We start from the raw sequence: 23886 nt of genomic DNA on the forward strand, positions 1-23886 counted from the left end.
TTGGGCAAAAGTTCAGGGTTTCTTCAAAATCCGAGCGGCTGTCAGGGTCCGATCCGGCTCACCTAGAATGGAGTGGTGAAGCCCGTTGTGGTCAGGCCGATGCCAAAAGACGGCAGCAACAGTTACGGCGATGAGCAACTGGCGGCGATCCTCAAGCGGGCCGCCCAGCTCCAGCAGGAGGCGGGTGAGCCCGACGCTCAGCTCGATCTGGCGCAGATCGAACAGATCGCCTGCGAGGTGGGCATCGATCCGCTCTTCGTCCGCCAGGCTGCCTCTGAGCTGTCTTCGCAGACTGGATCGAGCGCCAGTCAGCCTTTTTTGGGCGGACCGACCGCCTGTACCCTCCAGCAGTCGGTGGCGGGTGTACTGGTGGGCGAGGACTTCGAGCCGTTGCTTGAAGAAATTCGTCACACCCTCAACGACACTGGCCACCTCGGCTCCGGCGCAGGGCATCCGCCCGGCTGGCGCTTTGAATTTCGCTTTTTTAACTGGGGCGGGATGTCCTTCGAGTCTGGCCGACGACGCGCCGCCGAGCGCTCCCTCGTCTGGCACTCCTCGATTGCCCTGAGCGGTCGCGATATCTGCGTGCGCATCTACTCGCAGAACGGCACGACGACGGTGCGCGTCGAAGAGCAGTTCACCAGTCTGGCAGGCAGCCTGTACGTCGGTCTTGCCGGTGGCCTCGGTCTGGGTCTTGCTGTTCTCAGCTTCACCTTCGGCATCGCCTTCTTCGACGCGCTCCTGCCGAGTCTGCTGTTGGCCGCTCTTTCGCTGGGCGGCTGCTACCTGCTTGCCCGCACCCTCTACCGCTCAAACGTGCGCCGACGCCGGCAGCAACTGCAACAGCTCTTTGGACGGCTCCTGCAGCAGGTGCGCCAGACACTGAACATTGCCTAAGAACCCGACTCGATCCCCGTCGGCAACCCGTCGATGCTCGTCCGGTTTTTGCTGTGCCGGTAGGCGCGCAGGCCCGCTTCACCTTTGCGCGTACTCCACTCGATGAGGGTGAGCCGTTCCTGCGCTTTGCCAAAAACGGGCACGCCAAAACCGCAACTGGTCTGCACACTCTCGATGTGGAGCACGATAATCTGGCGCGTGCCGGGCAGAAGCTGAAAATGGGGCGCAAAGTCCTGCCAGCCCGGTGCGTCGGGGCGGATCACCTCGCCCCGGCCATAGAGGCGCAAGATCAAGGGCTGGCGCGTAAAGCTGCAGAACATCACTGTCATCCGGCCATTCTGATGCAGGTGGGCAGCGGTCTCGTTGCCGCTGCCGGTGAGGTCGAGGTAGCCCACCGTCCGCGCATCGATGCAGCGAAAGGTGTCGATGCCTTTGGGAGAAAGGTTGATCCGCCCTTCCTCCGGCGCTGTCGCCGTAAAGAAGACCGGCTGACGGGCGATAAAGCGCTGCAGCTCCGCCCCAAGTTCGTCAAAAAATGTGGCCATCCCTCGCTACCAGGCAGCCAGACCGGCAAGAAGCTGGCTGCGCGTCCGCTCGATGCGCACCGCCTCGCGATAAAGAAGCCAGCGCCGTACTCCCAGGCCCGTACCCACCATCACCAGAGCCAGCACTGCCAGTAGCGCGGCAAAGACAATCTGGCCCGGCAGCAGCGCCAGCCCCAGAAACAGAACCATCGGCAGGGCAATGAACAGGTAGCTCAGGCGATCGTGAGCACGACTTTCCGTCCGCATCTTGTTAAACAGAACGCTGTTTTTATTGTGAGCAATAACTCGGCGGTTGCTGGCGAACTTTACCAAACGCAACTTTGAAGTGTTGCCAGATGGGCGAAGAATTGGCCAGAACGCCCTCCCAGACTCATTTATGGCAGACTGAAATTGTTAAAAAATATGGCGGGCCTGGGCGAAAATTGTGATAGAACGCAACCGGCGGCGGTGGGAGCACGCGCCCCTGCCCAAAAAAACCGCTGCCCCCGCACCCGGACGGAGGCAGCCGCCAGATTGTTTTGGTTGCAGGGCAGTCAGCTTCAGGCCGACACCAGTTCGCGGGAGTCATCCGTATCGGGGCTGCCCTCACCGATCGTGCCGCCGCCCACTTGAACCAGCTTGATATGCTTGCGGCCAATCTGAATTTCAAATTCGGTGCCGGGCTGCAGACCCATCTGGCGCGTGTAAGCCGAGCCGATCAGCAAGTTGCCATTTTGCTGCACCTGGATGCGGTAGCTCGCCTTGCGCCCACCGCGAACGGTTTCTACTTCCTCAAGTTCGGGCTTTATCGCAATGTTGTTGGCTTCGAGGACAGCGCTTTGAAAGGCAAGCATCTTGACACGTTGCTGGCCAGTCTTGGTGACGGTTGTGTAGCCTGCCATTTCTGCAAGTTGCTTGGCAGTTTTTGCAGGGTTTTGTTTGATAAGCTTCAGCAATTCTTTGCCGCTGACAGGTGCCATCGATGTGCTCCGCATAGTAAGCTTCTTTTATTTAAGGATATCTTAAATCGAAATAGCAAGAAAGAAGCGTCAAGTCCGGCAATTTTTAGAGCAAACGATAATCTGCGACTACCTGCTTGGCTGTAGCCCCTGGTGCCGTTTATTTGTTCTTGCCGATATACTGGCGAACCGGGAGGTACTCGTAGCTCCGGGCAACGTGCCAGCCCGGACCCATCTGCTCAGCAAAGCGCCGCTCGATATCGCTCAAGTGGGCAGGTGAAATCGACTTCCACTCTTCGCGGCTCGTCCACCGTATCCAGACGATCAATTCTGCCGGATCCTGGGGGTCAAACCAGACTTCTTTGGCAACAAAAGCTTTATATTGCTGGAGGGCAGCCGTCCAGACCGCCCCCTCGACCTCGACGTAGCGCTCCCGCAGGTGGGGTTCGACAGCGATCTGCAGCCACTCGATCATTTTTTTAGCGCTGAGCAGGACTCGGTACGGCTGCCAGTTTGCGAAGCAATTCCCGGTTGAATGCTTCGAGATCCCCAGGGTGGCGACTGCTCACCCAGTTGCCTTCGACGACAACTTGCTGGTCCTGCCAGTGGGCACCGGCGTTGCGCAGATCGTCGGCGATGGTGTGATAACTTGTCAACGTCCGGCCCGACACGACACCGGCGGAGATCAAAATCCAGGGGGCGTGGCAGATAACCGCGATCGGTTTGCCCGCCTGCTGCATATGACGGACGAATGCCTGTGCCCTGGGTTCGACGCGCAGGGCATCGGCGTTGAGCGCACCGCCAGGCAGCACAAGGGCATCGTAATCTTCCGGTTTTGCCCTATCCAGCGTTTGATCGACGGCAATGCGGGTGCTCTTGTCGTGGTGACGAAAAGCCTGGATCGGACCATCGTGGGGGGCAATTACCTCAGCTTGCGCCCCAGATTCTTTTAAGGCGCGCAGCGGTTCGCTCAGTTCTGCTTCTTCGACGCCGTCGGTGGCAATGACAGCAATTCGCAGCGATGACAATTGAGCCATGATCGTTCTCCTTAGGGCGGGTGAACAGTGCCTGGAACAGCTGGCTGTTCTCCTATATCTGTCGTCGGCCAGACCCGACTTGAATGCCCAATTGTCGTTGTCCTTCGCGCCCCTTCCCCTCTGCCCACAGGTGGAAGTCGCTGCCTTCGTTCGAGATTTAAGCAAACAAAATTGCCCTACAGCCGGGAGCCGGTAACATCCCGATCGCCCTGGTGCGCTGTCTTGACCCAGACCAGTTTTTTGGGCTGCAGGGCCATGCGGGCAAGCTTGAAGACGATCACCGCAAACCAGTGCAAAAAGTAGACAGTACCCAGCAGCGCTTCGCGGGCTGCCCGTCCTGGCGGTACATCGAAACGGCGCTGGCCCAGATAAAAGCCGCAGCCGCCGAGGAGCGTCGCCACCAGCACCACCGGCGTCAGATAGGGAACGCCCCGCTCAGGCAGTGAAAACAATCCGTCGATGAGGGCGGCGGGCGGCATCAGGTACTGGATAAGTGCGAAGGCGAGCTGATCGATGGTTTTGGCGGTGCCCATCCGGTTGGCCGCCAGTGGACCCGCGTAGTCGAGGTAGCGCTGAAAGCCCCCTTCTGCCCAGCGCGAGCGCTGCCGCCAGAGAGCAGCGAAGCTGGTCACCCCCTCTTCGTACACGCAGGGATCGCTTACAAAGCGGATCTGCCAGCCCGCCAGGTGCAGCTGGAGGGTCAGATCGAGGTCGTCGGTGACCGTCGCCTCGTTCCAGCCTCCCAGAGCTTCTAAGGCACTGGAGCGCACCAGCTGGCCGTTGCCGCGCAATTCGGCTGTACCACCGATCGCCTGGCGCTGTTCCTGATAGAAGGCATCGAGCAGCATCTCGGCGGCCTGGCCGCGCGTCCAGAAGTTCAAATCGGCGTTTTGAATCTGCTTGCGCACCTGGAGCGCACCGAGGCGAGGGTCGGCAAAATACGGAACGGTGCGGTTCAAAAATTCCGGTTCGACGGTGGCATCGGCGTCGAAGACCACCAGAATTTCGCCTGTCGCCCGCGCCCGCAGTTCGTTGAGCACGGCGGATTTGCCCGGCGGCCCCTCACCGGGGATGCGGCGCACCAGATGCAAGGCAGGCCAGCCCTGGGCCGCCTCGTTCAGGCGCGCATAGGTGCGGTCGCTGCTGCCGTCGTCGGCAATCCAGACTTCGAGATCCGCGTAGCGCAGCCTTTTGAGCATGGCGACCAGCTGGGCTGCGACCGCCTCCTCGTTGCGGGCTGCCACCAGCACCGAGACGCGCGGCCTGTAGCGGACATCGACTTTTACCCGCTCCGGCAGGGCAAAGAGCACCCGAGCGGCGTAGTAGGCGACCAGAAGCGCCAGTACAGCGCTCAAAATTTGCCCGGACGGTACCAGGTGGAGCACAGCGACGAACAGCATCAGGCCCGCCCAGACCAGGACAGTTTTAAGCTGTCGTGTACGGGGATTTTCGAGCACAGCGTCAGTCGAACAGGCGGAAGTAGGGATATTTGAGCGGTGGGCCGGGTTCTTTGACCAGCTCGAAGTTGATCACCGACCAGCGCTCTTCGGCATTGCCGGCACCGCTAAATTCGACCGGCAGGCCGTACAGGCGGTGGCGGGCGTCGTCGCTGCGCCCGAAGGTGGTGGTGCGCTCCAAAAAGGTGCTGATGAGTTCGCGGTAGCGCTCGGCCACCACGACCCGCGTCGCCCGATAGCCCTGGGTGTGCAGACGGTCCAGCTCCTCGTGGATCTCGAAGCGGATGCCGTCGGGGTGGGTGTGCTGGCGATACCAGTTGTCTTCCCACTGCCGCCAGCGCCGCCCGGACTGAAGATGCACAAGAGTCTGCGTCTGGGGGTCCGCCTCAAAAGCACCGTGGCGCTGACAGAGGTAGGTATCGGTCAGCGTCAAAGCTGCGACCCACTGCCGACAGTGGGGGCAGCGGATCTCAGGACCGAAGATGGGGTTGTAATTCACCGGCTGATACATCGCCTTGTCCCCCAGATTTGACCTTTATTATATCTACCTTGCCACGGGCCGCATTCCCCGCTGGCAGGAAGGGCTGACTGGCTACTATGCTGGTTGGCAGTCGTTGGAAAAAGGCAGTTGGAAGCAGGCGGCACCGGTGAGCTGGGAATTATGGGCGGAACGCGCGACTTTCTGCCCGAGGCGATGCTGCGCCGGGAGTACGTGATTCACACCCTCAAGCAGATCTTTGGCAAGTACGGCTTTTTGCCCCTCGAAACCCCCACGATCGAGCGCTGGGAGACGCTTGCAGGCAAGTACGGCGAGGAGGGCGAAAAGCTCATCTACCACGTCGTAAGTAGCGGCTCGCTCGAAGAACTGCAGCCGGGCAAGCGCACCGACCTGGCCCTGCGCTACGACCTGACGGTGCCTTTGGCGCGGGTGGTGGGCATGTACGGCGACAAGATGGTGCCGGACCCGGCCAATCCGAAGCGCCAGATCCGCCTTTTGCCCCGGCCCTTCAAGCGCTACCAGATTCAACCGGTCTGGCGGGGGGACCGCCCCGGCGCTGGCCGCTACCGTGAGTTCTACCAGTGCGACGCCGACGTGGTCGGGTCCGACAGTTTGCTCGTCGAAGCGGAACTGATCGCCTTGAAAGTCGAGGCGTTCAAAGCCCTGGGCTTTGCAGATTTCACCGTCAAGATCAACCACCGTCAGCTTCTGGCGGGACTCATCGCCTGGGCAGGCATTCCTGCAGCCCAGGAAGCGACCGTCCTCAGTTCGATCGACAAGCTCGACAAACTACCGGCTCAGAAGGTGAAAGCCGAACTGACAGGCAAAGGTCTCGATGCCGGGCAGATCGATGCGCTTTTCGGTGTAATCGAACTGGAGGGCAGTGGACTGGGGTTGCTGGCTGCTGCGGGCGAACGGCTGGCGGGCAGTGCTGCTGCGGGCGAGGGGATCGGTGATCTCAAAAAATTGCTGGGCTATCTCGATCGCTTCAGTGTCGATCCGGCCCACTACCGCATCGATCTCTCGCTGGCGCGGGGCCTCGACTACTACACGGGTACCATCTTCGAGACGGTGACGAGCGCCCAGGTGGGTTCGGTCGGGGCAGGCGGACGCTACGACAAGTTGATCCACACCCTCTCAGGAGGCAGGGCGGACCAGCCCGCCTGCGGCATCTCCTTTGGCCTCGACCGCATCTACGCGGCGATGGAAGAACTGGGGCTGCTCACCCAGGTAACCGGTTCCACCCAGGTGCTGGTACTCAACTTCAGCGATCCCGGCATCGAGGAGGTGACCTTCAATCTGGTCCGTGAGCTACGTACCGGCGGCATCCGCACCGAACTCGGCTACAACGAGGAGAACTTCACCCCGAACGGTATGCGCGCCCAGTTGGGCTATGCCAACGAAAAACAGGTTGCCTACGCGGTCATTGTCGGTCCAGATGAACTGGCCGGTGGGGTGGCTCTGCTGCGCGATCTGGCTACCCGCAAGCAGGAGAGGCTTCCTCTCGCTGAAGTTGCAGGCGAACTCACCCGCCGTCTGGGACCGTAGCTGTCTGCAGGCATGGCAGAATATGTGGGCGTCTTACATCAAGTCAAGCGAAGCAACGCCTGTGAAGATCCGCCGCCGCCCCGATCTGCCGCCCGTCGCCGTCGGCCCGCTGCAATTTCAATTGCAGGGAGCTGATGCTGAACCCCAAAATATTCTTGAAAAGATCGTCTGGTCCAAGGAGCGCGAACTGGAGCGGCAGCGCGAATTGTTGCCGCTGGCCAGACTGCGGGAGCGGGCGGCAACCGCCCCGCCGGTCCGCAACTTTTTGGGGAGCCTGCGCCGATCGCCCCACCCGGTCGCCCTCATCGCCGAGGTCAAGCAGGCGTCTCCGAGCCGGGGGGTGATTCGCCCCGACTTCGATCCGGTGGCGATTGCCCATGCCTACGCCGCCGGTGGAGCGGACGCCCTCTCGGTGCTCACCGACGAAGCTTTTTTTGCCGGCAGCTACGATCACCTGCGCGCCGTGCGGGCCGCCGTCGATCTGCCGCTACTGTGCAAAGAATTCATCCTCAGTCCCTATCAGGTCTACCAGGCCCGTGCGGCGGGGGCGGACGCGGTGCTGCTCATCGCCGCCATCCTCGAGAACGCCGATCTGCGCTATCTGCTGCGGGCAATCGAGCAACTGGGCATGACCGCCCTGGTAGAAGTCCACGACCACGAGGAACTGGAGCGCGTCCTGCAACTGGAGGGGGTAACGCTGGTGGGAATCAACAACCGCAATCTGCTCAGCTTCGATGTGCGGCTTGAGACGACCGAGAAGCTGCTCGCTCGAAGCGGCGCGGCCCTCGAAGAGCGGGGGATCACGCTCGTAAGCGAATCGGGCATCTACCGCTCAGCGGATCTCGTCCGTCTCAGGGCAGCGGGGGCACGCGCCGCTCTGGTAGGCGAGTCACTGCTGCGCCGGAGCGATCTGGTTCTGGCGGTGCGTCAACTGTTGGAGGGCAACTGATGCAGATTCCGGTTCCCGCCCATATCCACTACGAACTGCTCCTGCGCATTCTCGAACGCCAGACGACGGCAGTGGTCTCCCAGGCCGATTACGGCAGCCTCGAAGATCTGCAGGAACTGCTGCGGACACTGCGCAAGGCACTCGCCCAGCAAAAACTTTTGGAGGAACGCTGGGAGCGCCAGGGCTTCCACCTCGATCCGCGCTGGTCCTACGAGCAGTCGTAAATAGCCCCACCTATGGCCCCAGCACCAGCGATTGAAACTGCAGATGGGCCCGGCCCACCTGATCGGCAAAAGAATCGGGTACCCGCCCGAGGATCGCTTCGACCACCTGCTGGGAGCCGTCCTCGGGGAACATCTGAAAGCGCAGGTTGAGCTTTTCGTCCGGAAACCAGGAGCGGCTCAGCCGCTGCAACGCCGTCAGGCTGATGCCGCCCTCGCTGTAGTTGGGCAATAGTTGCAGGCCGACCAGGCGGCCCCGCTCAAAGTAGGCCCGCACGAAAAAGCCCTGGGCAAAGACCGGCGGCCCGCCCGACTGGTCAACAGCTTCGCCGCCGGGCGAGAACATGATAGCCGTCGCTGCCTTGCGCTGGACGCGGGCACTGGCTTCGAGCACCATCCAGGTCTGATCGCGGGCGTAAGCGGCAAAGTCCTCCTCGCGCATCCCAAAGTAGAGCCGCTGGAGGTCGAGCGCCGGACGAGCGCGGGTCTGGGGCAGAATCTCCGTGGGCAACTGGCCATTTTTGATGGGCAGCGCCGCCGCCGGCCAGCTTCCCAGCAGACAACCAGCCAGCAGCAGCGTTGTTGCTCTCAAAGGCTCTACACCCGCCGAAGGTTCTAGCGCACAGCGGCTCCGAAGCGGGCGAGAACGTCCTGGCACTCGGAGCGTACCAGGCTGTCCTCGTCGCGGCTGGCGGCAATCTCCAGCGCCTTGATCGACTTGCGGTTGCCCAGTTCTCCCAGGGCAAAGGCACAGGACTGGCGCACCTCGGGCGAAGGATCTTTGCCAAAACCAAAGGCGTTGCCCTTCAAAAGCTGTTCGAGACGACCAACCGCCGTCTGGGACTTGAATTTGGCCAGCGCCATGACCGTCGTCGCCCGCGAATGCTCGTCGCCGTTGTTGAGGGCCGACAGCAAAGCCTGTTCAGCCTGCGGACCGCCGATGTCCACCAGCTCAAGGGCAGCGCGGACCTGACCGATACGGCCACTGTTGGCAAGGAGCGAGGCCAGGGCATCAATCCGCTTCACATCTGCCATAGTGTCTTCCTCCTGGTAACTTTCGGAACAGTACGTGTAGAAGCTGGCGTTACCTGCTCTCAATCTAGATCGTTTTTGTCGGACTCCCTGTCTATGCATGAGCAAACACTTTCATCAAAGTTTAAGAAAGACGGCGCAGGAGCCCGAGATCAGCGCCTGATGTAACGTTATCGAGACAAAAAGGCCGATGATTGCTTCATGTTGGCGATTTATTGCAACAATTATTAACTCAAATTGCGAAACGACTGGGCTGTGGTAGTCTGTTGAGCGGTCCGCAGCGAGAAGCGAAATGGAAGCGGCGCGCCCCCAGTCATCCGACAACGATCCAAAGTCCCGGCTCCTCCGGCAGGTGGCGCGTCCCCGTCCGCGCCTGATCGATCTGCAGCCGCTCATCTGCGAGTTGCAGCAGCGCTGGCAGCCGCCTGATCAAGTTGAGCAGCTGCTGAGTAGTCTGGCTGGGCTGTGGCAGTTGCGCTTTACGACGGCGGAGGCGCTATCCCGCTTCGGAGTCGATCAGATCCCTGGCCTCGTCGAGCGCCGCCGCACTTACCAGTTCATCGACGCGACCAACGAGCGCGTCTTCAACCTGGCAGAACTGGCGCTCTTAGGCGGTGCGGCGCAGGCGACGACCCTGATTCGGGCCCGGCTGCAGGCAGGGGCGATTCCCCGCGTCTACGTCCGCTTCGAGCGCACCGCCCTGCTCTGGGGAGGATTCGACCCCTACGGCAGCGTCGAGGAGGCCATCCGCCGCATCGACGGAGGCGAGGGGGGCGGAGTGCGCCTCGATATCGACAGCGAGGGCAGCCTCGATACGCTCTATCTCGACAGCCAGTTGCGCATCGCCGTCGGCAATCGCGGTTCGATCTTTATTTTGACGCGGCCTTGATCCTGACAAGCCGCCCGAGGGCCCGCCCGCAGGCCGAGGGCGAAAACTGGTAGTAGGAGCTGACCGCCAACAGCACGCAACCTGTGTGGCACAAAAAAGTGAGCACCGTCCAGACCGGCGGCAGCCAGGCTAAGGGACTGCCCGGCGTCGGTCTAAAAAAATAGGCGCAAAGCCCGATCACCGCCGTGGGCAGGATCACAAGGGCAGCGGCTACGATCTTGTCGCTCGTGCGAACCATTTGGGCGTGCTGAGCGGTCCAGTTTCGTCCATTCCACTGCCAGCGCAGCGCCGGGAGGCTATCGACCAGCGTCAGCACATTCTGCCGCCCATCGAGACTAAAGAGCCGATCGCACAAACGGCAACCGAGCGAATCGATCATCAAAGCCAGATCCACCAGCACGCCGATGCGGCAGAGCGGACAGCGCAATGGGCGATCGTAGCGAAGAGCGCTCAGCGAAGAAACGACAGCAGACATCGTGCAACCTGAAAAAACGACGGCACCCCTGGGCCTGTCGAGTCTAGCGACAAGGGCGCTACGCCGGGCGCTTCCTTGAGCAATCGATGCACTTAGCAAACTTCTGCAGCATCTCTACACCGGCGCGTCGGCCTGCGGTTTCTTTTTATTTTTGTCGCCCCTGCTGCCGTCGGTGCTTTTGAGCAGACTGGCGATAAATTCATCGACGGCCTCGGCGCTATCGAGGCCCAGATCGCCGATGTCGCCCACCGCCGCGTCGGCAGCGGCGGAGATGGCCTCGATCGTCTGGGTGTTGCCGGAACCAGCCAGATCGCTTACCAGTTCACCGGCGGGCCCGCCCAGATCCGAGAGCGTATCGGCCAGGAAGCTGTCGTCCGGAATCGACTCGGGCACAGCATCGTCGCTGTAATCGGTCTCGTAGGAGGCGTACTGGTAGCTGTAGTCCGATTCATAATCAACCGGTTCTACCGCCTCGTAGCTGTCGTAACTAAAAGTGTCGAAGAGGCCCATAAACGGATCGAATAGCCAGTCCGTAGCGCTGTCGAACCAGCTCGTATCCGACCAGAGCGGATCGAACAAACTCTCGTAGTCGCAACCGAAGTAATCGTAATCGAAGCTGAACGGGTCGTAGAACGAACTGTCGTCGGAGCCAAAAAGATCGTCGCCCCAGAAAGAATCGAAGAGCGAGGAGCTGTCGAAGTCAAATTCGAGTGGTTCTGGATCGTAGAGGGAGCTATCGAGGCCAAACAGGTCGCTGTCGGTGGCGGTTGGGTCAAGGAACGAATCGGCCAGGACGAACAGGTTCGCCTCGCCGTCCTGGTCGTCGAGATCGACCGCTTCCCCGTTTTCGAGGGCAAATAGATCTTCTGTGTCCGCGTCGGTGTGAAAGAGAAGATTGTTTTCTAACTCCGCCAAAGCCGCATCCTGCTCGCTGGTGTCGGCGTCTGGATCGCCGTCGTCGAGGTCAAAATCGGCGCTCGTGAACGCTACGGCATCCGCATCGCCGCCAAATAGCTCGGCGAAGGGATCGCTCGCGCTGGGCCGGCAGTCCGGCGGGTCTGCCGCTATCGCCTCCGCCTCGCCACTGGCCCAGCTTTGATCGTCGGCGGCAAACTCTTCAGCAGGTGTGCCTTCTGCTTCAGCAACCGGATCGATCACCGGCTCGTCGGCCTCGGCCTCCAGATCGCCAGACCAGCTGTTCTCACCGGCACTCGCATCGGCTACAGGTTCACTGGAGGGGAAAAATGGCTGCTCGGTATACTCGTCTTCCATATCACCGTACTGAATACTGTCAGGAGGCAGGCACCAGCAGCTGAACGAAGGCAGATAATCCCAGCTGAAAGCGCCTGGTTGCACTTACTGGCTAGTGTTAGGGAAGAAGGCAGGATGTGGCAAGACACACCAAAAATATCTCAAGAGCGCGCCAGCTCGCGCTGGGGTTCGCTGGTGAGGTAGGTGTAGCCGCTCAGCGAGCGCTCGTAGTGCTGCAAGAGCAGTCGCGATTCACTCAGGGTAATTCGTCGCTCGCGCAGGGCCTGCTCGCTCTCGCGGCGGATGCTCTCCAGCAGCGCCTCGTGGTCGTACTGCACGTACCTGAGCACCTCGGTCATCGTGTCGCCCTTGACGACGTGCTCGAGCAGATAACTTTGCTCGCCTGTGGCGCTGGAGGCGAGGCGAATGTGGACAGCGTTGGTGTCGCCGAACAGGTTATGCATGTCGCCTAGAATCTCCTGGTACGCGCCGTTGAGAAAAAGGGCCAGGTAGTAGGGCTCGCCCTCCCGGAGCGGATGCAGTTCGAGCACACTCTTGACATCCCGCAGGTCGATGAACTGGTCAATTTTGCCGTCGCTGTCGCAGGTGAGGTCCGCGAGCGTGCCGCGCACGGTGGGTTCCTCGTCGAGCCGCTGGATCGGTGCGATCGGAAAAAGCTGGTCGATAGCCCAGCTGTCGGGCACCGACTGAAAGACTGAGAAGTTGCAGTAGTAGGTCGAGGCCATGTTCTTTTCGAGGTCTGCCAGCTCGTCGGGAATATAGTCCAGTTCGCGCACCAGACCCAGGATCTTCTGGCAGCAGCCCCAGTACAGCCGCTCGACGCGGGCGCGCTCTCCCAGGCTCAAGTAACCCAGGGCAAACAGACTCAGCGCCTCTTCTTTAAATTGAGAAGCGTCGTTGAAGGCTTCCTGGACGTTGTCGCTGGCGATCTGGGTGTAGGTCTCGTAGAGGTTGCGGATGATCGAATGCTCGCCCCGCTCGGCGGGTTGCGGTTCGCCGAACTGGGGGTGGCTCACGCCCATGACATCGAAGACGAGCACCGACTGGTGGGAGGTGATTGCCCGGCCCGATTCGCTCACCAGGGTGGGCACGGTCACGTTCTTCTCGCGGCAGGCTTCTTGAAAGGCGGCGACCACGTCGTAGGCGTACTCCTGCATGTTGTAATTTTTGGAGGCGCGGAAGTTGGTCTTGGAGCCGTCGTAGTCGATGGCAAGACCGCCGCCCACATCGCAGTACTGCATCGGGGCACCCATGCGCGCCAGCTCGACGTAGATGCAGGACGCCTCGCGCAGGGCGGTTTTGATCACGTTGATTGCCGAAATTTGCGAGCCGATATGAAAGTGCAGCAACTGCAGCGACGAGAGCAAATTCGCTTTTTTAAGCTGGGCGACCACTTCCATGATCTCGTCGGCGCTCAGGCCAAACTTGGCGCGGTCGCCGGTCGAATCGCCCCAGCGACCGATGCCCCGGGCAGTCAGCTTGGCCCGCACGCCGATGAGCGGCTGGATGCCGAGCTTTTGGGCTGCCTCGATAAGCAGCGTCAGCTCGTGAAAGCGCTCGATCACGACGAAGGGCGTGTGGCCGAGGCGCTGGGCCAGAAGGGCCGTCTCGATATATTCGCTGTCTTTATAGCCGTTGCAGATAATCAGCGCCCCCGGCGTCTTGAGCGTCGCCAGGGCAATCAACAATTCTGGTTTGGAGCCCGCCTCGAGGCCGAACTGGTAGGAGCGGCCAAATTCGACCACCTCCTCGACGACGTGGCGCTGCTGGTTGACCTTGACCGGGTAGACGCCCTTGTAGTCGCCCTTGTAGTCGTACTCTTTGATCGCCTGGATGAAGCATTCGTTGAGGCGGGCGATCCGGTCCGCCAGGATGTCGGAGAAGCGGATAAGCAGGGGCATCTTCAGGCCGCGCTTTTGAATGTCCTGGACCAGGTTGAACAGGTCCAACTCGCCACCGGCTTCGCCGCGCGGCAGCACGGCGATGTGGCCCTTTTCGTTGATCTTGAAGTACGGTTCTCCCCAACCCTCGACCTGATAGAGTTCGGCGCTGTCCTGAATGGTCCACTCGCTCATGCTTGATCTACCTGCAACTCGGAGATGAGTTACCAGCATAACTACTATTGATTAGGGCAAGTTTAAGCAGGCTCCGCCCGGCTCAGGGCTTGATTGCCCCCGTCGCCTGGTTCCACCATTCTTTGATCGTCTGGGCCGCTGAGCGCTGGTCCTGCAAGAAGACGCGGGCGCAGTTGCGACCGGGCATTCCTGAGATCGAGCCACCCGGATGGGTACCGGCACCGCTCAGGTACAGGCCGTCGATCGGTGTCTTGTAGTTGGCCAGCTCCGGCAGGGGCCGGAAGAACATCAACTTGTCGATCGACATGTCCAGGTGGTAGTACTTGCCCTGGATCGTGCCAAGGCGGCGGGCCAGCTCCGCCGGGCTCTCGACGCGGCGGGCGATGATCGCATCTTTGAGGTTGGGGGCGTACTCGGCCAGCTTGTCTAGAACCCGGTCGGCCACCTTGTTTTTGAGTTCGTCGGTCCAGCCGGTGCCATCGAGGCCCTCGCCCTCGGCTCCAGCGATCTGGTAGGGCGCAAAAAACTCGATCCAGAGGGTGTGTTTGCCCTCCGGGGCGAGGCTCGGATCGAGCACGCTCGGCACCACCGCGTACAGCGACGGATTTTGATCGGGGATGCGGCCCACCTCCGGCAGGGCGTGGGCTTCGCTCACTTGCTGGACCGAATCGGCGATGAGCACTGAGCCGATCAGGTAGTTGTCCTGGTGGTTGTGGTTGCTGAAGCGCGGCGGCTCGCTCAAAGCGCAGTCGATCTTGAGGATGGTCTCGTTGTTGCCTTTGATGCGCCGGTCGGCCCGCTCGCGCAACTGCGGATCGAAGCGATCGACATCGAGCGGTTCGAGGAGCTGCAAAAAGACGCGCTTGGCGTCGATGTTGGAGATGACCCCATGGCTGGCGCGGTACTCGTTGCCGCCTTTGACCCGCACGCCCACCGCCCGGCTCTCGTCGAGCAAGATGCGCTCGACGGACTGATCGCACAGCACGGTGCCACCGAGACTGGCGACCATATTGAGCAGGGCGCGGGTGAGCTGGCCGGTGCCGCCGCGCGGACGAGCCATGCCCGGATTGTGGCGCATCCCCATCATCACCGCCCCAAAAGCGAGGCCATTTTGCTGCGGCGTCGCCCCCAGTTCGGAGGCAAGCCGCACCAGGGGAGCCCTCACCACTTCTGTATCGAACCATTCCTCCATCAGTTCCTGCGGGCTGACCAGCAAGTTGCGGGCAAAATCGAGAATCTGGTTGGGCGGACCGAGGACCGAGAGCAGGTCCTTGATCTTGGCCCAATCAAAGTTGCCGGCAATATCGACGATCGACTTGGGCGGGGCGTTAAAAAGCGGAATGAACACGCCCATCACCCGCTGCCAGTAGGAGATAAATTCGCCGTAGCGGCGGGCGTCGCGCTCGCTGTAGCGGGCAATCTCCTGACAGGTCTGCTCGACGGAGCGGTGGCCTAAAAAATAGCGACCGTCAGGCTGGGGGCAAAAAACAACCGGGTCGCACCAGAGATATTCGAGGCCGTAGCTTTCGAGTTGCAGCTCCTGGACGACTGGACCCAGGTGAATAAATTCGTGATCGATGGCGCAGCGGTTGAACTGAAAGCCCGGTGCCTCCTCGGGCATGATCTCCTCGGTCGTCGCCCCACCGCCGGGGATCGATCGCTTCTCAAGGAGCAAGACGCTGAAACCAGCCTTGAGCAGGTAGGCAGCACAGACCAGGCCGTTGTGACCGGCACCGATGATAATTGCGTCGTAGGTTTGCACAGAAAGCCTCTAGATGAAGAACAGACGCTGCCCAGGTAGTCTAAGCAAGGGGCTGCTCACTGTCCTCTATCCGGTGGCGGACCAGGTTTTTGCGGCAAAAAGACGGCCAGGACAAATACTGAGCAATTAAAAAGCTGCCTTTGGGCGTAGAGAGATTTTTATAACAACACCCAGCCGGACTGAGGTGCTTTTGTCCTACGGCTGGGATCGTAGTGGGTGGCCTGCGTGCGGAGGTGTACCCCTTATGTTGTCGTACCCGGAAGGTATGGTCCTTATCGTCAGGGGCAACAGCACACAGGGTAGAGCTGTAGAAGACGCAATCGAGCGCATCGTGCCACCGCTGCTGTGGCGGAGCGTAGCCGACTCTGAGCAGCTGATCGCCTACTTGAATACCCAGTCAGAACCATTGCCGCCCCAACTTATTGCCTGCTGCGCTTTCGACGAGCACGACGACTACCTGGCGCTTTTAGAATGGCTGCGCTCTGAGCCGCGCTGGCAGGCGTTGCCCGTCGCGATCCTGGTAAAAAAACTCACAGCCCCGCTCGCCCAGATCGCTGCCAGACTGGATATTCACGTCCTCGCCGGGGAACCGATTGCCATCGAGCCGCTTATCGCCCTGCTGCGCGCTTCCCGTTGAGTGGGGGGCAAAAACCGTTCTTAAGACGGATGGGAGGCTCAGCCTCCCTGGATAAGCTAAAAGGCATCCGGACGGCCAGACTGGTCGGGCCGCGATTGTCAAGAAGACGACGGGGAGGGCTCTGGTCTGCTCCTCGCAGCCTGTGAGGCCGTGCCATGCAGCAGCCAGTTGCTTTGATTGTCGAGACTGACCCGGTCGATGCTCTACTCATCGAGGCGCTCCTCGACTCGATCGAACCTTACGCTCTGTGGTCGGTGTTCTCCTCATTCGAGCAGGCCGCCCTTTACTGCGAGCGGCAGACCAGCCCGGTTCCAGCTGTAATAATCGCCTTTGCTCCAGCGGGCACCGGCTTCGATGCTCCAGCGATCGAGCGCTTTAACGCCCAGCTTGCTCCGGCACCGCCGCTGGTGCTGGTTGCCGGTCGCCACCGCCTGGCATCGAAGGTACTCATCAGCCTGCTGTCGCTGCGCAATATTCTCGAGAACTGCCTCTCAGCCGCTACCCTCGGGGTTGCAATCGCCAGTGAGGCCCGTACTCGCCCAGTTTATGCCTCCCGGCCTCCGATTCGTCGCCGCGCCGTTCTGCGCCGCCGCGCTCTAAAACCGTTCACGCTACCTGCTGCAACTCGCCGTTGCTGGCACTCCCAGTTTGCCCCCGAGCTACGGCGACAGGGCTGAAAGTCCCCCGCCTCCGACTGTGTGCCTCCTAAGATGGAGGTAGAAGCCAGGAGGCTCGCTGTTTTATGGATAGGCGCGAACAGGTTCTCGGAGCACTCGAAGCCCTCGAATACCGGGCTACCGTCGGCGACGTGGCAGCCAGAAGCGGCCTGGATCTGGCCCTTGCCCAGCAGGAGCTGAATGCGATTGCCCAGGACAGCAACGGGCACCTGCAGGTGGCAGGCACGGGCGAAGTCATCTACGCCTTCGATCGCAATGTGCGCGATCGGCTCATCGCCAGAGACCGCAATGCTCAGCTCAAAGCCTTCTTGCGCAAGGTCTGGCAGGGGTTGTTTTATCTGGTGCGCATCTCCTTTGGCGTGTTGCTCATCCTGTCGCTGGTAATCGTCGCCGTCGGCATCTACATCGCTCTCAATAGCCGCGACAGCAACGACCGGGGCGACAGCCGCGACGGGGGCGGGATGCCTTTGTTTTTTGGCGGCGACTGGTTTTATATCTTCTATCCGACCTACTACCCCGACGAACCACGGGCGCGGCCCCGGCGGGAGATGGGGTTTCTGGAGAGCGTCTTCTCGTTTTTATTCGGCGACGGCGACCCCAACGCCGATCTCGAAAGTGAGCGCTGGCGGACGGTGGCGGCTTTGATCCAGGCCAACCGGGGCGTGGTGGTCGCCGAACAACTCGCTCCTTACCTCGAAGAGGCCCGCGTAGACAACGAAGATTACGTCCTGCCCGCCCTGGTCCGCTTCAACGGCATCCCCGAGGTGAGCGAACAGGGAGAGATCGTCTACCGCTTTCCTGAACTGCAGGTCCAGGCCCAGGAGCGGCCCACCAGCGCGCCGAAAGCAAGCTTTTTGCAGGAGCAGCGCTGGCGCTTCAGCCGCGCAACGAGCGGCCAGCTCCTCCTCGCCGGTCTACTGGGCGGGGCCAATTTTCTTGGAGCCTGGTACCTGTTTTTCCTGTTGCAGGGGCGCTATCTGCCGCCGGATCTGGCACTGTTGCACGCCCTCACCCCAATTCTTGTCATCTACGGCACCCTCTTTGTCGCCATCCCGGCGGTACGGGCAATCGTACTTACCCAGCTCAACAGCCGCATCGCCGAGCGCAACCGCAGCCGCTCCGGTTTTGCCCAGTTCCTGCGCGATGCCAACGCCGAGCTAAAGCGCAAGCTCGCCTTTGCCCGCACCTACGCCGAGCGCAAGGTAATCGGCAAAGACGACATCATCTACACCACCGAAAAAGATGTCGTCGAGCAGCGCGACTACGCCCTCGACGACCCGCGCTTCCAGGCGTTGGAGGAGCCGCAGGACCGCCCATAAATGCCGCTGATGATCTGCGCTATGCTGATCGTCTCAGTGCTTTTTCACTCCGCTGCCCGACAGGAAGGAGCATCCACTATGCCTCTCAAACCCGATGCCCTTCCCTTGCTTGAGGCACTTGCCTGGCAATGCGGAGGTATTGAGCACCTGGAACCTGAGGACCAACTGCGTCTGTACGAGCGCAACTGGCGATTTAGAGGTGTGCTTGCAGAGCCTAGTTCTGATGAACTGCAATACATACGGGCTCTAGCAGAATACTTTCATTCGGATCTGGCTCTTGCTATTTAGACATCAGCACCATCACAGAGTACTGCGAGTGCTCCGACAGTTAAACAGCAACTTTTTGGAAGAATGTACAGCTTTTTTTGGTGGCGGCACTCTGATAACCTTGCTCTATGGCGAGTACCGCTTGAGCCAGGACATTGATTTTGCCTGCCCTGCAGGTTCTGGCTATCGGTTTCTGCGCAATCAGGTACAAAAGATGGGTTGCAATGCGCTATTCCACAATACTGAGGATATCGAGATCCCGCGACCACCGCGCACAGACCAGTACGGTATTCGCTTTCCCGTGTGCATTGAAGGAGAACTGATCAAATTTGAAATCTTTTGCGAAGCTCGCATTCAACTTGGCTCCCCTTCTCGACCGTCCTGGGCACCGGTTGCCTGTCTCAATGAGATAGACACTTTTGCTGAGAAGCTCCTCGCCAACGCGGATCGCTGGCTGGACTCCTCTGTAGAGTGCCGCGACCTCATCGACTTGTGTTTTATGCGCCGGACTCACCCGATGCCCCAAGAAGCTGTGCAGAAAGCCACCGACGCCTACGACGTATTACCCAGCCTGCACAGGGCTATTCGTCGGTTCCAGGAGAATCCTCAGGAGCGGCACCGGTGCTTCACAGCTCTAGAAATCAAAGACCGACCAGCGGCTATAGATGGCCTGGATCTCCTCGCCCAAGATCAAGGTTTTGGGCCAACGCAGCGAGCGGCGGACGAACAACATCTATAAACTGCACTGCTGCCTGAAACTTTGCTGCAAGATTCAGAGCCCGCAATAAAAAAACTGCGGGGTCAGGAGGATCCCGCAGCACTCTCCACATCATTTCTTAAATAAAGTTTACCTCATTGGGCAGACATTTGCCGAGTTTTTCGTATCACTGTTGGCAGAATCTTCACTTTCGGCGATGTTCAAATTTTGTCAGGGTCCGGACTGCTGTAGATTAGGGAAGTTTGTCTGCGCCTTGACCCGTGAACAAAGTTCTGTACTCCGAAGAAGAAATTGCCCTGCAGGTACAGCAGCTTGCTGCTCAGATTTCTGATTATTATGCGCCGCGCGTGTCGATCGCAGAACCGCTGGTGCTGTTGCCGGTGCTCAAAGGAGCCTTTATCTTTAGCGCCGATCTGGTCCGGCAGCTGACGGTACCGGTGCGCGTCGAATTTTTGCGGGCGAGCAGCTACCGCAGCGGCACGGTTTCTGGTGCCCTCGAGCTGGACATTCCGGGGGCAAGCGCCCTGCGGGGCCAGCACCTGCTGATTCTTGAGGACATCATCGATACCGGCAAGACCGTCAGCCAGATCCTGATGGCTCTGCGTGCCTGCGAACCGGCCTCACTGCAGATCTGTGCGCTGCTCGACAAACCGGCCCGGCGGGTAAGCGCTATCGAGCTGGCTTTCTGTGGTCTTACGATCGCGGGCGACCGCTTTGTGATCGGCTACGGCATGGATCTGGCGGAGCGCTACCGCGAGTTGCCCTACGTCGGCGAGATCGACACATGCACCTTTTGATCCCGGCGGCGGGCAGCGGTCGGCGGATGGGCGAGCCGATCAACAAGCTCTTGCTGCCCCTGTTGGGCCGGCCAATCCTCGCCTGGACGGTTCTGGCCGCCGAGGCCGCACCGACGATCGAGTGGATCGGCGTCGTCGGCCAGCCAAAAGATGAGGAGGCGATCCGCAGAGTCCTCGCTGTCCTGGCCCTTACTACCCCCGTGCAGTGGATCGAAGGGGGCGCAACCCGCCAGCAGTCGGTCTACCGGGGACTTCTCGCCCTGCCCGATGGGGCGGGCCGGGTGCTCATCCACGACGGAGCGCGCTGTCTGGCGAGCGTCGATCTACTTGAGCGCTGCTGTGGGGCGCTCGAACAGAGTGCCGCGATTATCGCTGCGGTCCCCGTGCGCGACACGATCAAAGAAGTCCAACCGGGCGGGATTATTGCCCGCACCGTCGAGCGCGAACGGCTCTGGGCGGCCCAGACGCCCCAGGGCTTTGCCGTCGAGCCGCTGCTTGCCGCCCACCGCTGGGCCATCGATAACCGCATCGAGGTGACCGACGACGCTGCCCTCTTTGAATTGCGCGACCGCCCGGTCCAGGTAATTCCCGGCGAGCAGACCAACCTCAAGATCACCGCACCGGCGGATCTGTGGCTGGCGGAAGCTATCTTGAGAGCACAAGGGCATCAGGATTGACCCCGATGAGTGAACTGCCCCGTACCCTCGCTGAAACCTTCGCCCAGTGTGAGACAGCACTGCTATCAGCACTGGCGGACGGCAAGCGCCGCCTGCAAATTGATATCAAGGTGCCCGGCATCGAGCTTCTGACGCTGCTGGAGGGGCTGGCAGCGGCCCCGCCTCTAGGGGAGGGCAACTGGGCGGCGGCCTTCGCCGACCCAGGAGCGGCAGCCCTGGCGCGCCGGAGGCTGGGCGATGTCAGCTACGCACTGCGGGGGCTCAGCGAGTTTCGCAGTGGCATGACAGACTACAGCGCCCTGGTCGTGCTCGAACCGAGTGCGGTCGAGGTCGATAAAGTCGAAGCGCTCGCCACCCAGGTGGGCAACAAACCGCTGATTTTGCTCAACTCCCGCCTCCAGGAAGCAGGAGTGGTCGGCATTGGCCTGGCGGGGCGACAGTTGCGCGAGCGCTTTTTATCGACCCTGGAGCCGGTCTACATCATCCAGCCTTTTAGCGGCGGCAGCCTCTACCGCGCTTATCCCGATCGCTGGCAGCTCTGGCGCGAGGAAGCGGACGGCGACTACTCGAAAGTCTGTGAATTCGACCACCAGCCCAGCGGCGAGCAGATCGATCGCGCCCTCTCACCGGCCCAGAGCGAGGGACTGTTTGCCGGCCTGCGGCGCTTTTTGCGCGCCCTTGGCCAGTAAAACCAGGAGCTTCAAACGCCTTGATTACAAAGCGCAAAACTGGGCGACTTTTTTGGCCCAAAGCTGTATGCTGACGGTGCTCGCAGCTCCACTCGAGCAACAACAATCTTTCTCGCTATTCGCAATCGCTCAAATCGGATAGCGCCCGTCAGGTGGTGCCATGAAAAGACTGCTTCTTTGCTTGATGCTGGGACTTTGCGCGCAGGCTGTGCAGGCGCAAACCCCGCCCCCTGCGTCCAATTTTGCCGGCAACAGCATCGACAGCGAACGGGTCCGCCAGCTGGTACTCGAGCGCTGGCAGTTGCCTCACCTTGCGGGTGACGCGATTGCCAGTGTCCGGGCCACCGTGCTGCCGGATCATTCCCTGGCGGTGCTCGGCCTCGATATTCGCTCCGCCCGCACCGTCGAGCGCGAACAGGTGCGATCGAGCCTGCTTGCGGCCATCGCGGGCGTCTCTGCCCCCGTTGCACCGGGACCGGTCGCCTTCAGCCTGACCGCCCGCTCCGGCGGGGCGTACCTGGCAGGCTGTTTTCCGCTCAAGGTCTACGTCGAGCCGCGCCTGGGAGACAGCGCCGAAGCCCTGCCCTCCTCCTCGATCGAGGCGATCCAGCAGGGGGCCAGACGCTGGAATCGGCTGATAACGGGCTTTGGCGACGGTGGTGCAGCCGTCACGCCCTTTGTGCTGGTCACCGGTCCCGAGGCGGCTGACGTACACATCCAGGGCTACCGCGACTATCCCGATTACGCGAGTTATCTGGTCAACGACGCTGAGACCCAGGCGGTCGTGCGCCTGCCCCTCAAACAAAAGCGCGAGGCGATGTTCCAGAGCGGCGAGGTCTGGCGGCACCCCGAGGTGGTGACGCAGGAGACGATGTTCCAGTTAGGCCGCCTGCTGGGACTCGATCCGTCCGAGGTGCCCGACAACGTGCTCTACCCCAATGCCTCCAACACGATCTTTGCTCGCTCCACCTCCGGGACTATCGAGCAACTCAAAGGTGTGGTCCTGTTTGGGCAGGGACCAAGCCTGGCAGAGGCGGGCCGCACCGATCGCACGATCGAAAGCGAACAACTGCGCACCGTCGCCTACAGCCTGCGCAACCGCAGCTGCGGCCAGAAACCGGCGACCGCCCTCAAGTAAGCGCCGGCCCTTTGCTCAAAAAGTCTATATGGCAATTGGCCAGCGCCGCTCGACCAGCAGGTAGCGGGCGACATCGAGGGGGTTGGCCCGGCGGGTGTGGAACAGTTCGCGCAGGTTGGTGCTGCGGGATCGAAAACCGACGATCTTTTGCAGCTGGCCATCTTCGGCTACCAACAGATCGCCTTTTTGGACCTGTCGGCCCCCGACAGTCACCTTCAGGCCGTCCGGTCCCGCCTTCACGTCCAGTCTCTCCTTGGTCGTGACGAGGACGACCGACTGGGTGATTGGTTCACTGGCCGCTCTGGTCGTTGATGCCATCGGGAACTGCCTCCAGGTACGCTTCAAGGTTGAGGTCATATTAGCCCCCAGGGTACTGAGAAGGAACCTGACAGTTCCCTCAGCCGGTCCCTGCAGATCCTCGACCGGGCACCGGGCCGTGGTTTGACTGAAGAATAAAACTTTTTAAAGTGGATGGGCAATTGAGCGGGTTCTCGCTTATCTGGCAGCGGGCGGAGCGCTCAAAAACCTGGAACCCCGGCCCGCCGGAGGCTGTCAAGGAGATCAGTGTGGATACCAGCGGGCTGCGTTCGCTTCGGCGCAGCCTTTTTCTTGGGTCAGGACTGCCAGAGGGCGGTGGTCCGCCGCAGGCTGGTGCAGCTGTGCTGAGCGACAATCACGTGGTCGAGCACCGGAATCTGCAGGGTCCGGGCGCATTCGAGCAGCTGGCGGGTGAGGCGCAGATCCTCCGCCGAAGGGTCGGTGATCCCGGAAGGATGGTTGTGGGCGACGATGATCCCCGCCGCTGCCTGGCGGATCGCCTCGCGGAAGATCTCGCGCGGGTGGGCGAGGGTTTCATCGAGGGTGCCAAGGGTGACGATCCGGTGGGCGATGAGCCGATTCTTGATATCGAGCAGGAGCACGGCGAACTGTTCCTGGCGGGCAAAGGCCATCTCGGCCCTGAGCACCGCCGCCACAGCCTGGGGACTATCGACGACGGGGCGCGGCGCTGGGGGTGCCAGAAAAACCCGCCGGCCCAGTTCAAGGGCGGCAAGCAGGCTGGCGGCCCTCGCCGGTCCAATGCCCGGCTGGAGCATCAGTTCAGCGGCGCTGATGTCGCGCAGGTGCGCCAGCGGGTCGCAGCCCGGCCCTTCGAGGGAGCGCAGGAGCCGCTGGGCCAGCCCAATGGCGCTCAGGCCGTTCGCCTGGCCGCTGCCCAATAAAATCGCGAGCAGTTCGGCGGTGGCCAGTCCCCTGGGGCCACCGTCGAACAGTCGTTCCCGTGGCCGCTCGCAGGCGGGCAATTCGGCGATGCGCAGAGCTTCCATACCGTGAGCCTAGCCGGATCGCCGGTTGTCCGCCGCACCGCACAGG

At 61.3% G+C, this 23886-nt stretch carries 29 protein-coding genes; 14 read left to right on the forward strand and 15 right to left on the reverse strand.

What is annotated here, in order from left to right; translation table 11 throughout:
- The first annotated feature begins 75 nt into the window (after nucleotides 1-75).
- Nucleotides 76-897 carry a hypothetical protein gene (locus GKIL_RS09630; RefSeq protein WP_187293910.1) on the forward strand — a complete coding sequence of 274 codons (822 nt, stop codon included), beginning with the start codon at nucleotides 76-78 and terminating at the stop codon, nucleotides 895-897.
- Here GKIL_RS09630 and GKIL_RS09635 read toward each other — a convergent pair.
- From GKIL_RS09635 to GKIL_RS09665, 7 genes are all read right to left on the reverse strand, one after another.
- A complete protein-coding gene (locus GKIL_RS09635) occupies nucleotides 894-1442 on the reverse strand; it encodes a pyridoxamine 5'-phosphate oxidase family protein (protein ID WP_023173351.1) in 549 nt (182 codons plus the stop codon). The genes GKIL_RS09630 and GKIL_RS09635 overlap by 4 nt on opposite strands.
- Before the next feature lie 6 nt (nucleotides 1443-1448).
- Nucleotides 1449-1688, reverse strand: a complete 240-nt coding sequence (locus GKIL_RS09640) for a hypothetical protein (RefSeq protein ID WP_023173352.1) — start codon at nucleotides 1686-1688, stop codon at nucleotides 1449-1451.
- A 293-nt stretch (nucleotides 1689-1981) separates the two neighbouring features.
- Entirely contained in the window at nucleotides 1982-2401 is a 420-nt protein-coding gene (locus GKIL_RS09645) for an AbrB family transcriptional regulator (RefSeq protein WP_023173353.1), read from the reverse strand.
- Between the two features lie 139 nt (nucleotides 2402-2540).
- Entirely contained in the window at nucleotides 2541-2855 is a 315-nt protein-coding gene (locus tag GKIL_RS09650; protein ID WP_023173354.1) for a TIGR03792 family protein, read from the reverse strand.
- Between the two features lie 4 nt (nucleotides 2856-2859).
- On the reverse strand, nucleotides 2860-3417 hold the full coding sequence (locus GKIL_RS09655) for a type 1 glutamine amidotransferase domain-containing protein (protein ID WP_023173355.1): 558 nt from the start codon (nucleotides 3415-3417) through the stop codon (nucleotides 2860-2862).
- Between the two features lie 176 nt (nucleotides 3418-3593).
- Nucleotides 3594-4874 carry a glycosyltransferase family 2 protein gene (locus GKIL_RS09660; RefSeq protein WP_023173356.1) on the reverse strand — a complete coding sequence of 427 codons (1281 nt, stop codon included), beginning with the start codon at nucleotides 4872-4874 and terminating at the stop codon, nucleotides 3594-3596.
- 4 nt (nucleotides 4875-4878) lie between these two features.
- Nucleotides 4879-5385, reverse strand: coding sequence for a TIGR02652 family protein (locus GKIL_RS09665; protein ID WP_023173357.1), 507 nt, complete (start codon nucleotides 5383-5385; stop codon nucleotides 4879-4881).
- Nucleotides 5386-5502: 117 nt separating this feature from the next.
- On the opposite strand from GKIL_RS09665, the gene hisS reads away from it, so the two are divergent.
- The 3 genes from hisS to GKIL_RS09680 all read left to right on the forward strand — a co-directional run bounded on the left by hisS (nucleotide 5503) and on the right by GKIL_RS09680 (nucleotide 8094).
- Nucleotides 5503-6921 carry a histidine--tRNA ligase gene (gene hisS, locus GKIL_RS09670; protein WP_051382751.1) on the forward strand — a complete coding sequence of 473 codons (1419 nt, stop codon included), beginning with the start codon at nucleotides 5503-5505 and terminating at the stop codon, nucleotides 6919-6921.
- 61 nt (nucleotides 6922-6982) lie between these two features.
- Nucleotides 6983-7870 (forward strand): indole-3-glycerol phosphate synthase TrpC, encoded by an 888-nt coding sequence (trpC, locus tag GKIL_RS09675; protein ID WP_041243858.1) that lies wholly within the window; start codon nucleotides 6983-6985, stop codon nucleotides 7868-7870.
- Complete coding sequence (locus GKIL_RS09680) at nucleotides 7870-8094, forward strand: DUF5340 domain-containing protein (RefSeq protein ID WP_023173360.1); 225 nt, start codon at nucleotides 7870-7872, stop codon at nucleotides 8092-8094. Before trpC ends, GKIL_RS09680 begins: the two co-directional genes overlap by 1 nt.
- Before the next feature lie 10 nt (nucleotides 8095-8104).
- Here the strand turns inward: GKIL_RS09680 and GKIL_RS09685 are convergent, their stop codons facing one another.
- On the reverse strand, nucleotides 8105-8683 hold the full coding sequence (locus tag GKIL_RS09685; protein WP_023173361.1) for a hypothetical protein: 579 nt from the start codon (nucleotides 8681-8683) through the stop codon (nucleotides 8105-8107).
- 23 nt (nucleotides 8684-8706) lie between these two features.
- A complete protein-coding gene (locus GKIL_RS09690) occupies nucleotides 8707-9126 on the reverse strand; it encodes a HEAT repeat domain-containing protein (protein ID WP_023173362.1) in 420 nt (139 codons plus the stop codon).
- A gap of 289 nt (nucleotides 9127-9415) precedes the next feature.
- Between GKIL_RS09690 and GKIL_RS09695 the strand changes: the two genes are divergently transcribed.
- Nucleotides 9416-10012 carry a PAP/fibrillin family protein gene (locus tag GKIL_RS09695; protein WP_023173363.1) on the forward strand — a complete coding sequence of 199 codons (597 nt, stop codon included), beginning with the start codon at nucleotides 9416-9418 and terminating at the stop codon, nucleotides 10010-10012.
- Here GKIL_RS09695 and GKIL_RS09700 read toward each other — a convergent pair.
- The 4 genes from GKIL_RS09700 to crtO form a co-directional block, all read right to left on the reverse strand.
- A complete protein-coding gene (locus GKIL_RS09700) occupies nucleotides 9993-10487 on the reverse strand; it encodes a hypothetical protein (RefSeq protein ID WP_023173364.1) in 495 nt (164 codons plus the stop codon). The two genes, GKIL_RS09695 and GKIL_RS09700, sit on opposite strands and share 20 nt — an antisense overlap.
- A gap of 114 nt (nucleotides 10488-10601) precedes the next feature.
- Entirely contained in the window at nucleotides 10602-11759 is a 1158-nt protein-coding gene (locus GKIL_RS09705; protein ID WP_023173365.1) for a hypothetical protein, read from the reverse strand.
- 140 nt (nucleotides 11760-11899) lie between these two features.
- A complete protein-coding gene (gene speA / locus GKIL_RS09710) occupies nucleotides 11900-13834 on the reverse strand; it encodes a biosynthetic arginine decarboxylase (protein WP_023173367.1) in 1935 nt (644 codons plus the stop codon).
- Nucleotides 13835-13916: 82 nt separating this feature from the next.
- Entirely contained in the window at nucleotides 13917-15596 is a 1680-nt protein-coding gene (gene crtO, locus GKIL_RS09715; protein WP_023173368.1) for a beta-carotene ketolase CrtO, read from the reverse strand.
- Between the two features lie 265 nt (nucleotides 15597-15861).
- On the opposite strand from crtO, the gene GKIL_RS09720 reads away from it, so the two are divergent.
- The 9 genes from GKIL_RS09720 to GKIL_RS09760 all read left to right on the forward strand — a co-directional run bounded on the left by GKIL_RS09720 (nucleotide 15862) and on the right by GKIL_RS09760 (nucleotide 22515).
- Nucleotides 15862-16233, forward strand: coding sequence for a hypothetical protein (locus GKIL_RS09720; protein ID WP_041243859.1), 372 nt, complete (start codon nucleotides 15862-15864; stop codon nucleotides 16231-16233).
- Between the two features lie 155 nt (nucleotides 16234-16388).
- The gene (locus tag GKIL_RS09725) at nucleotides 16389-16910 is read left to right on the forward strand and encodes a hypothetical protein (RefSeq protein WP_023173370.1); all 522 of its coding nucleotides are present in this window, start codon (nucleotides 16389-16391) and stop codon (nucleotides 16908-16910) included.
- Nucleotides 16911-16975: 65 nt separating this feature from the next.
- Nucleotides 16976-18229 carry a hypothetical protein gene (locus tag GKIL_RS09730; RefSeq protein ID WP_023173372.1) on the forward strand — a complete coding sequence of 418 codons (1254 nt, stop codon included), beginning with the start codon at nucleotides 16976-16978 and terminating at the stop codon, nucleotides 18227-18229.
- Nucleotides 18230-18517, forward strand: a complete 288-nt coding sequence (locus tag GKIL_RS25485; RefSeq protein WP_223173821.1) for a hypothetical protein — start codon at nucleotides 18230-18232, stop codon at nucleotides 18515-18517. It abuts the gene before it with no gap.
- 28 nt (nucleotides 18518-18545) lie between these two features.
- Nucleotides 18546-19235: a nucleotidyl transferase AbiEii/AbiGii toxin family protein gene (locus tag GKIL_RS09740; protein WP_023173374.1), complete on the forward strand. Its 690-nt coding sequence runs from the start codon at nucleotides 18546-18548 to the stop codon at nucleotides 19233-19235.
- Nucleotides 19236-19474: 239 nt separating this feature from the next.
- On the forward strand, nucleotides 19475-20011 hold the full coding sequence (gene hpt, locus GKIL_RS09745; protein ID WP_023173375.1) for a hypoxanthine phosphoribosyltransferase: 537 nt from the start codon (nucleotides 19475-19477) through the stop codon (nucleotides 20009-20011).
- A complete protein-coding gene (ispD, locus tag GKIL_RS09750; RefSeq protein WP_023173376.1) occupies nucleotides 19999-20688 on the forward strand; it encodes a 2-C-methyl-D-erythritol 4-phosphate cytidylyltransferase in 690 nt (229 codons plus the stop codon). The genes hpt and ispD overlap by 13 nt, the downstream gene beginning before the upstream one ends.
- Before the next feature lie 5 nt (nucleotides 20689-20693).
- Nucleotides 20694-21377, forward strand: a complete 684-nt coding sequence (locus GKIL_RS09755; protein ID WP_023173377.1) for a DUF1995 family protein — start codon at nucleotides 20694-20696, stop codon at nucleotides 21375-21377.
- 160 nt (nucleotides 21378-21537) lie between these two features.
- Nucleotides 21538-22515 (forward strand): hypothetical protein, encoded by a 978-nt coding sequence (locus GKIL_RS09760; protein WP_023173378.1) that lies wholly within the window; start codon nucleotides 21538-21540, stop codon nucleotides 22513-22515.
- Between the two features lie 24 nt (nucleotides 22516-22539).
- Here GKIL_RS09760 and GKIL_RS09765 read toward each other — a convergent pair whose 3' ends face one another.
- Nucleotides 22540-22833 carry a hypothetical protein gene (locus GKIL_RS09765; RefSeq protein WP_023173379.1) on the reverse strand — a complete coding sequence of 98 codons (294 nt, stop codon included), beginning with the start codon at nucleotides 22831-22833 and terminating at the stop codon, nucleotides 22540-22542.
- A 296-nt stretch (nucleotides 22834-23129) separates the two neighbouring features.
- Nucleotides 23130-23840: a RadC family protein gene (gene radC / locus GKIL_RS09770; protein WP_023173381.1), complete on the reverse strand. Its 711-nt coding sequence runs from the start codon at nucleotides 23838-23840 to the stop codon at nucleotides 23130-23132.
- Nucleotides 23841-23886: the final 46 nt, after the last annotated feature.

This window comes from Gloeobacter kilaueensis JS1, assembly GCF_000484535.1.
Classification (GTDB): Bacteria; Cyanobacteriota; Cyanobacteriia; order Gloeobacterales; family Gloeobacteraceae; genus Gloeobacter; species Gloeobacter kilaueensis.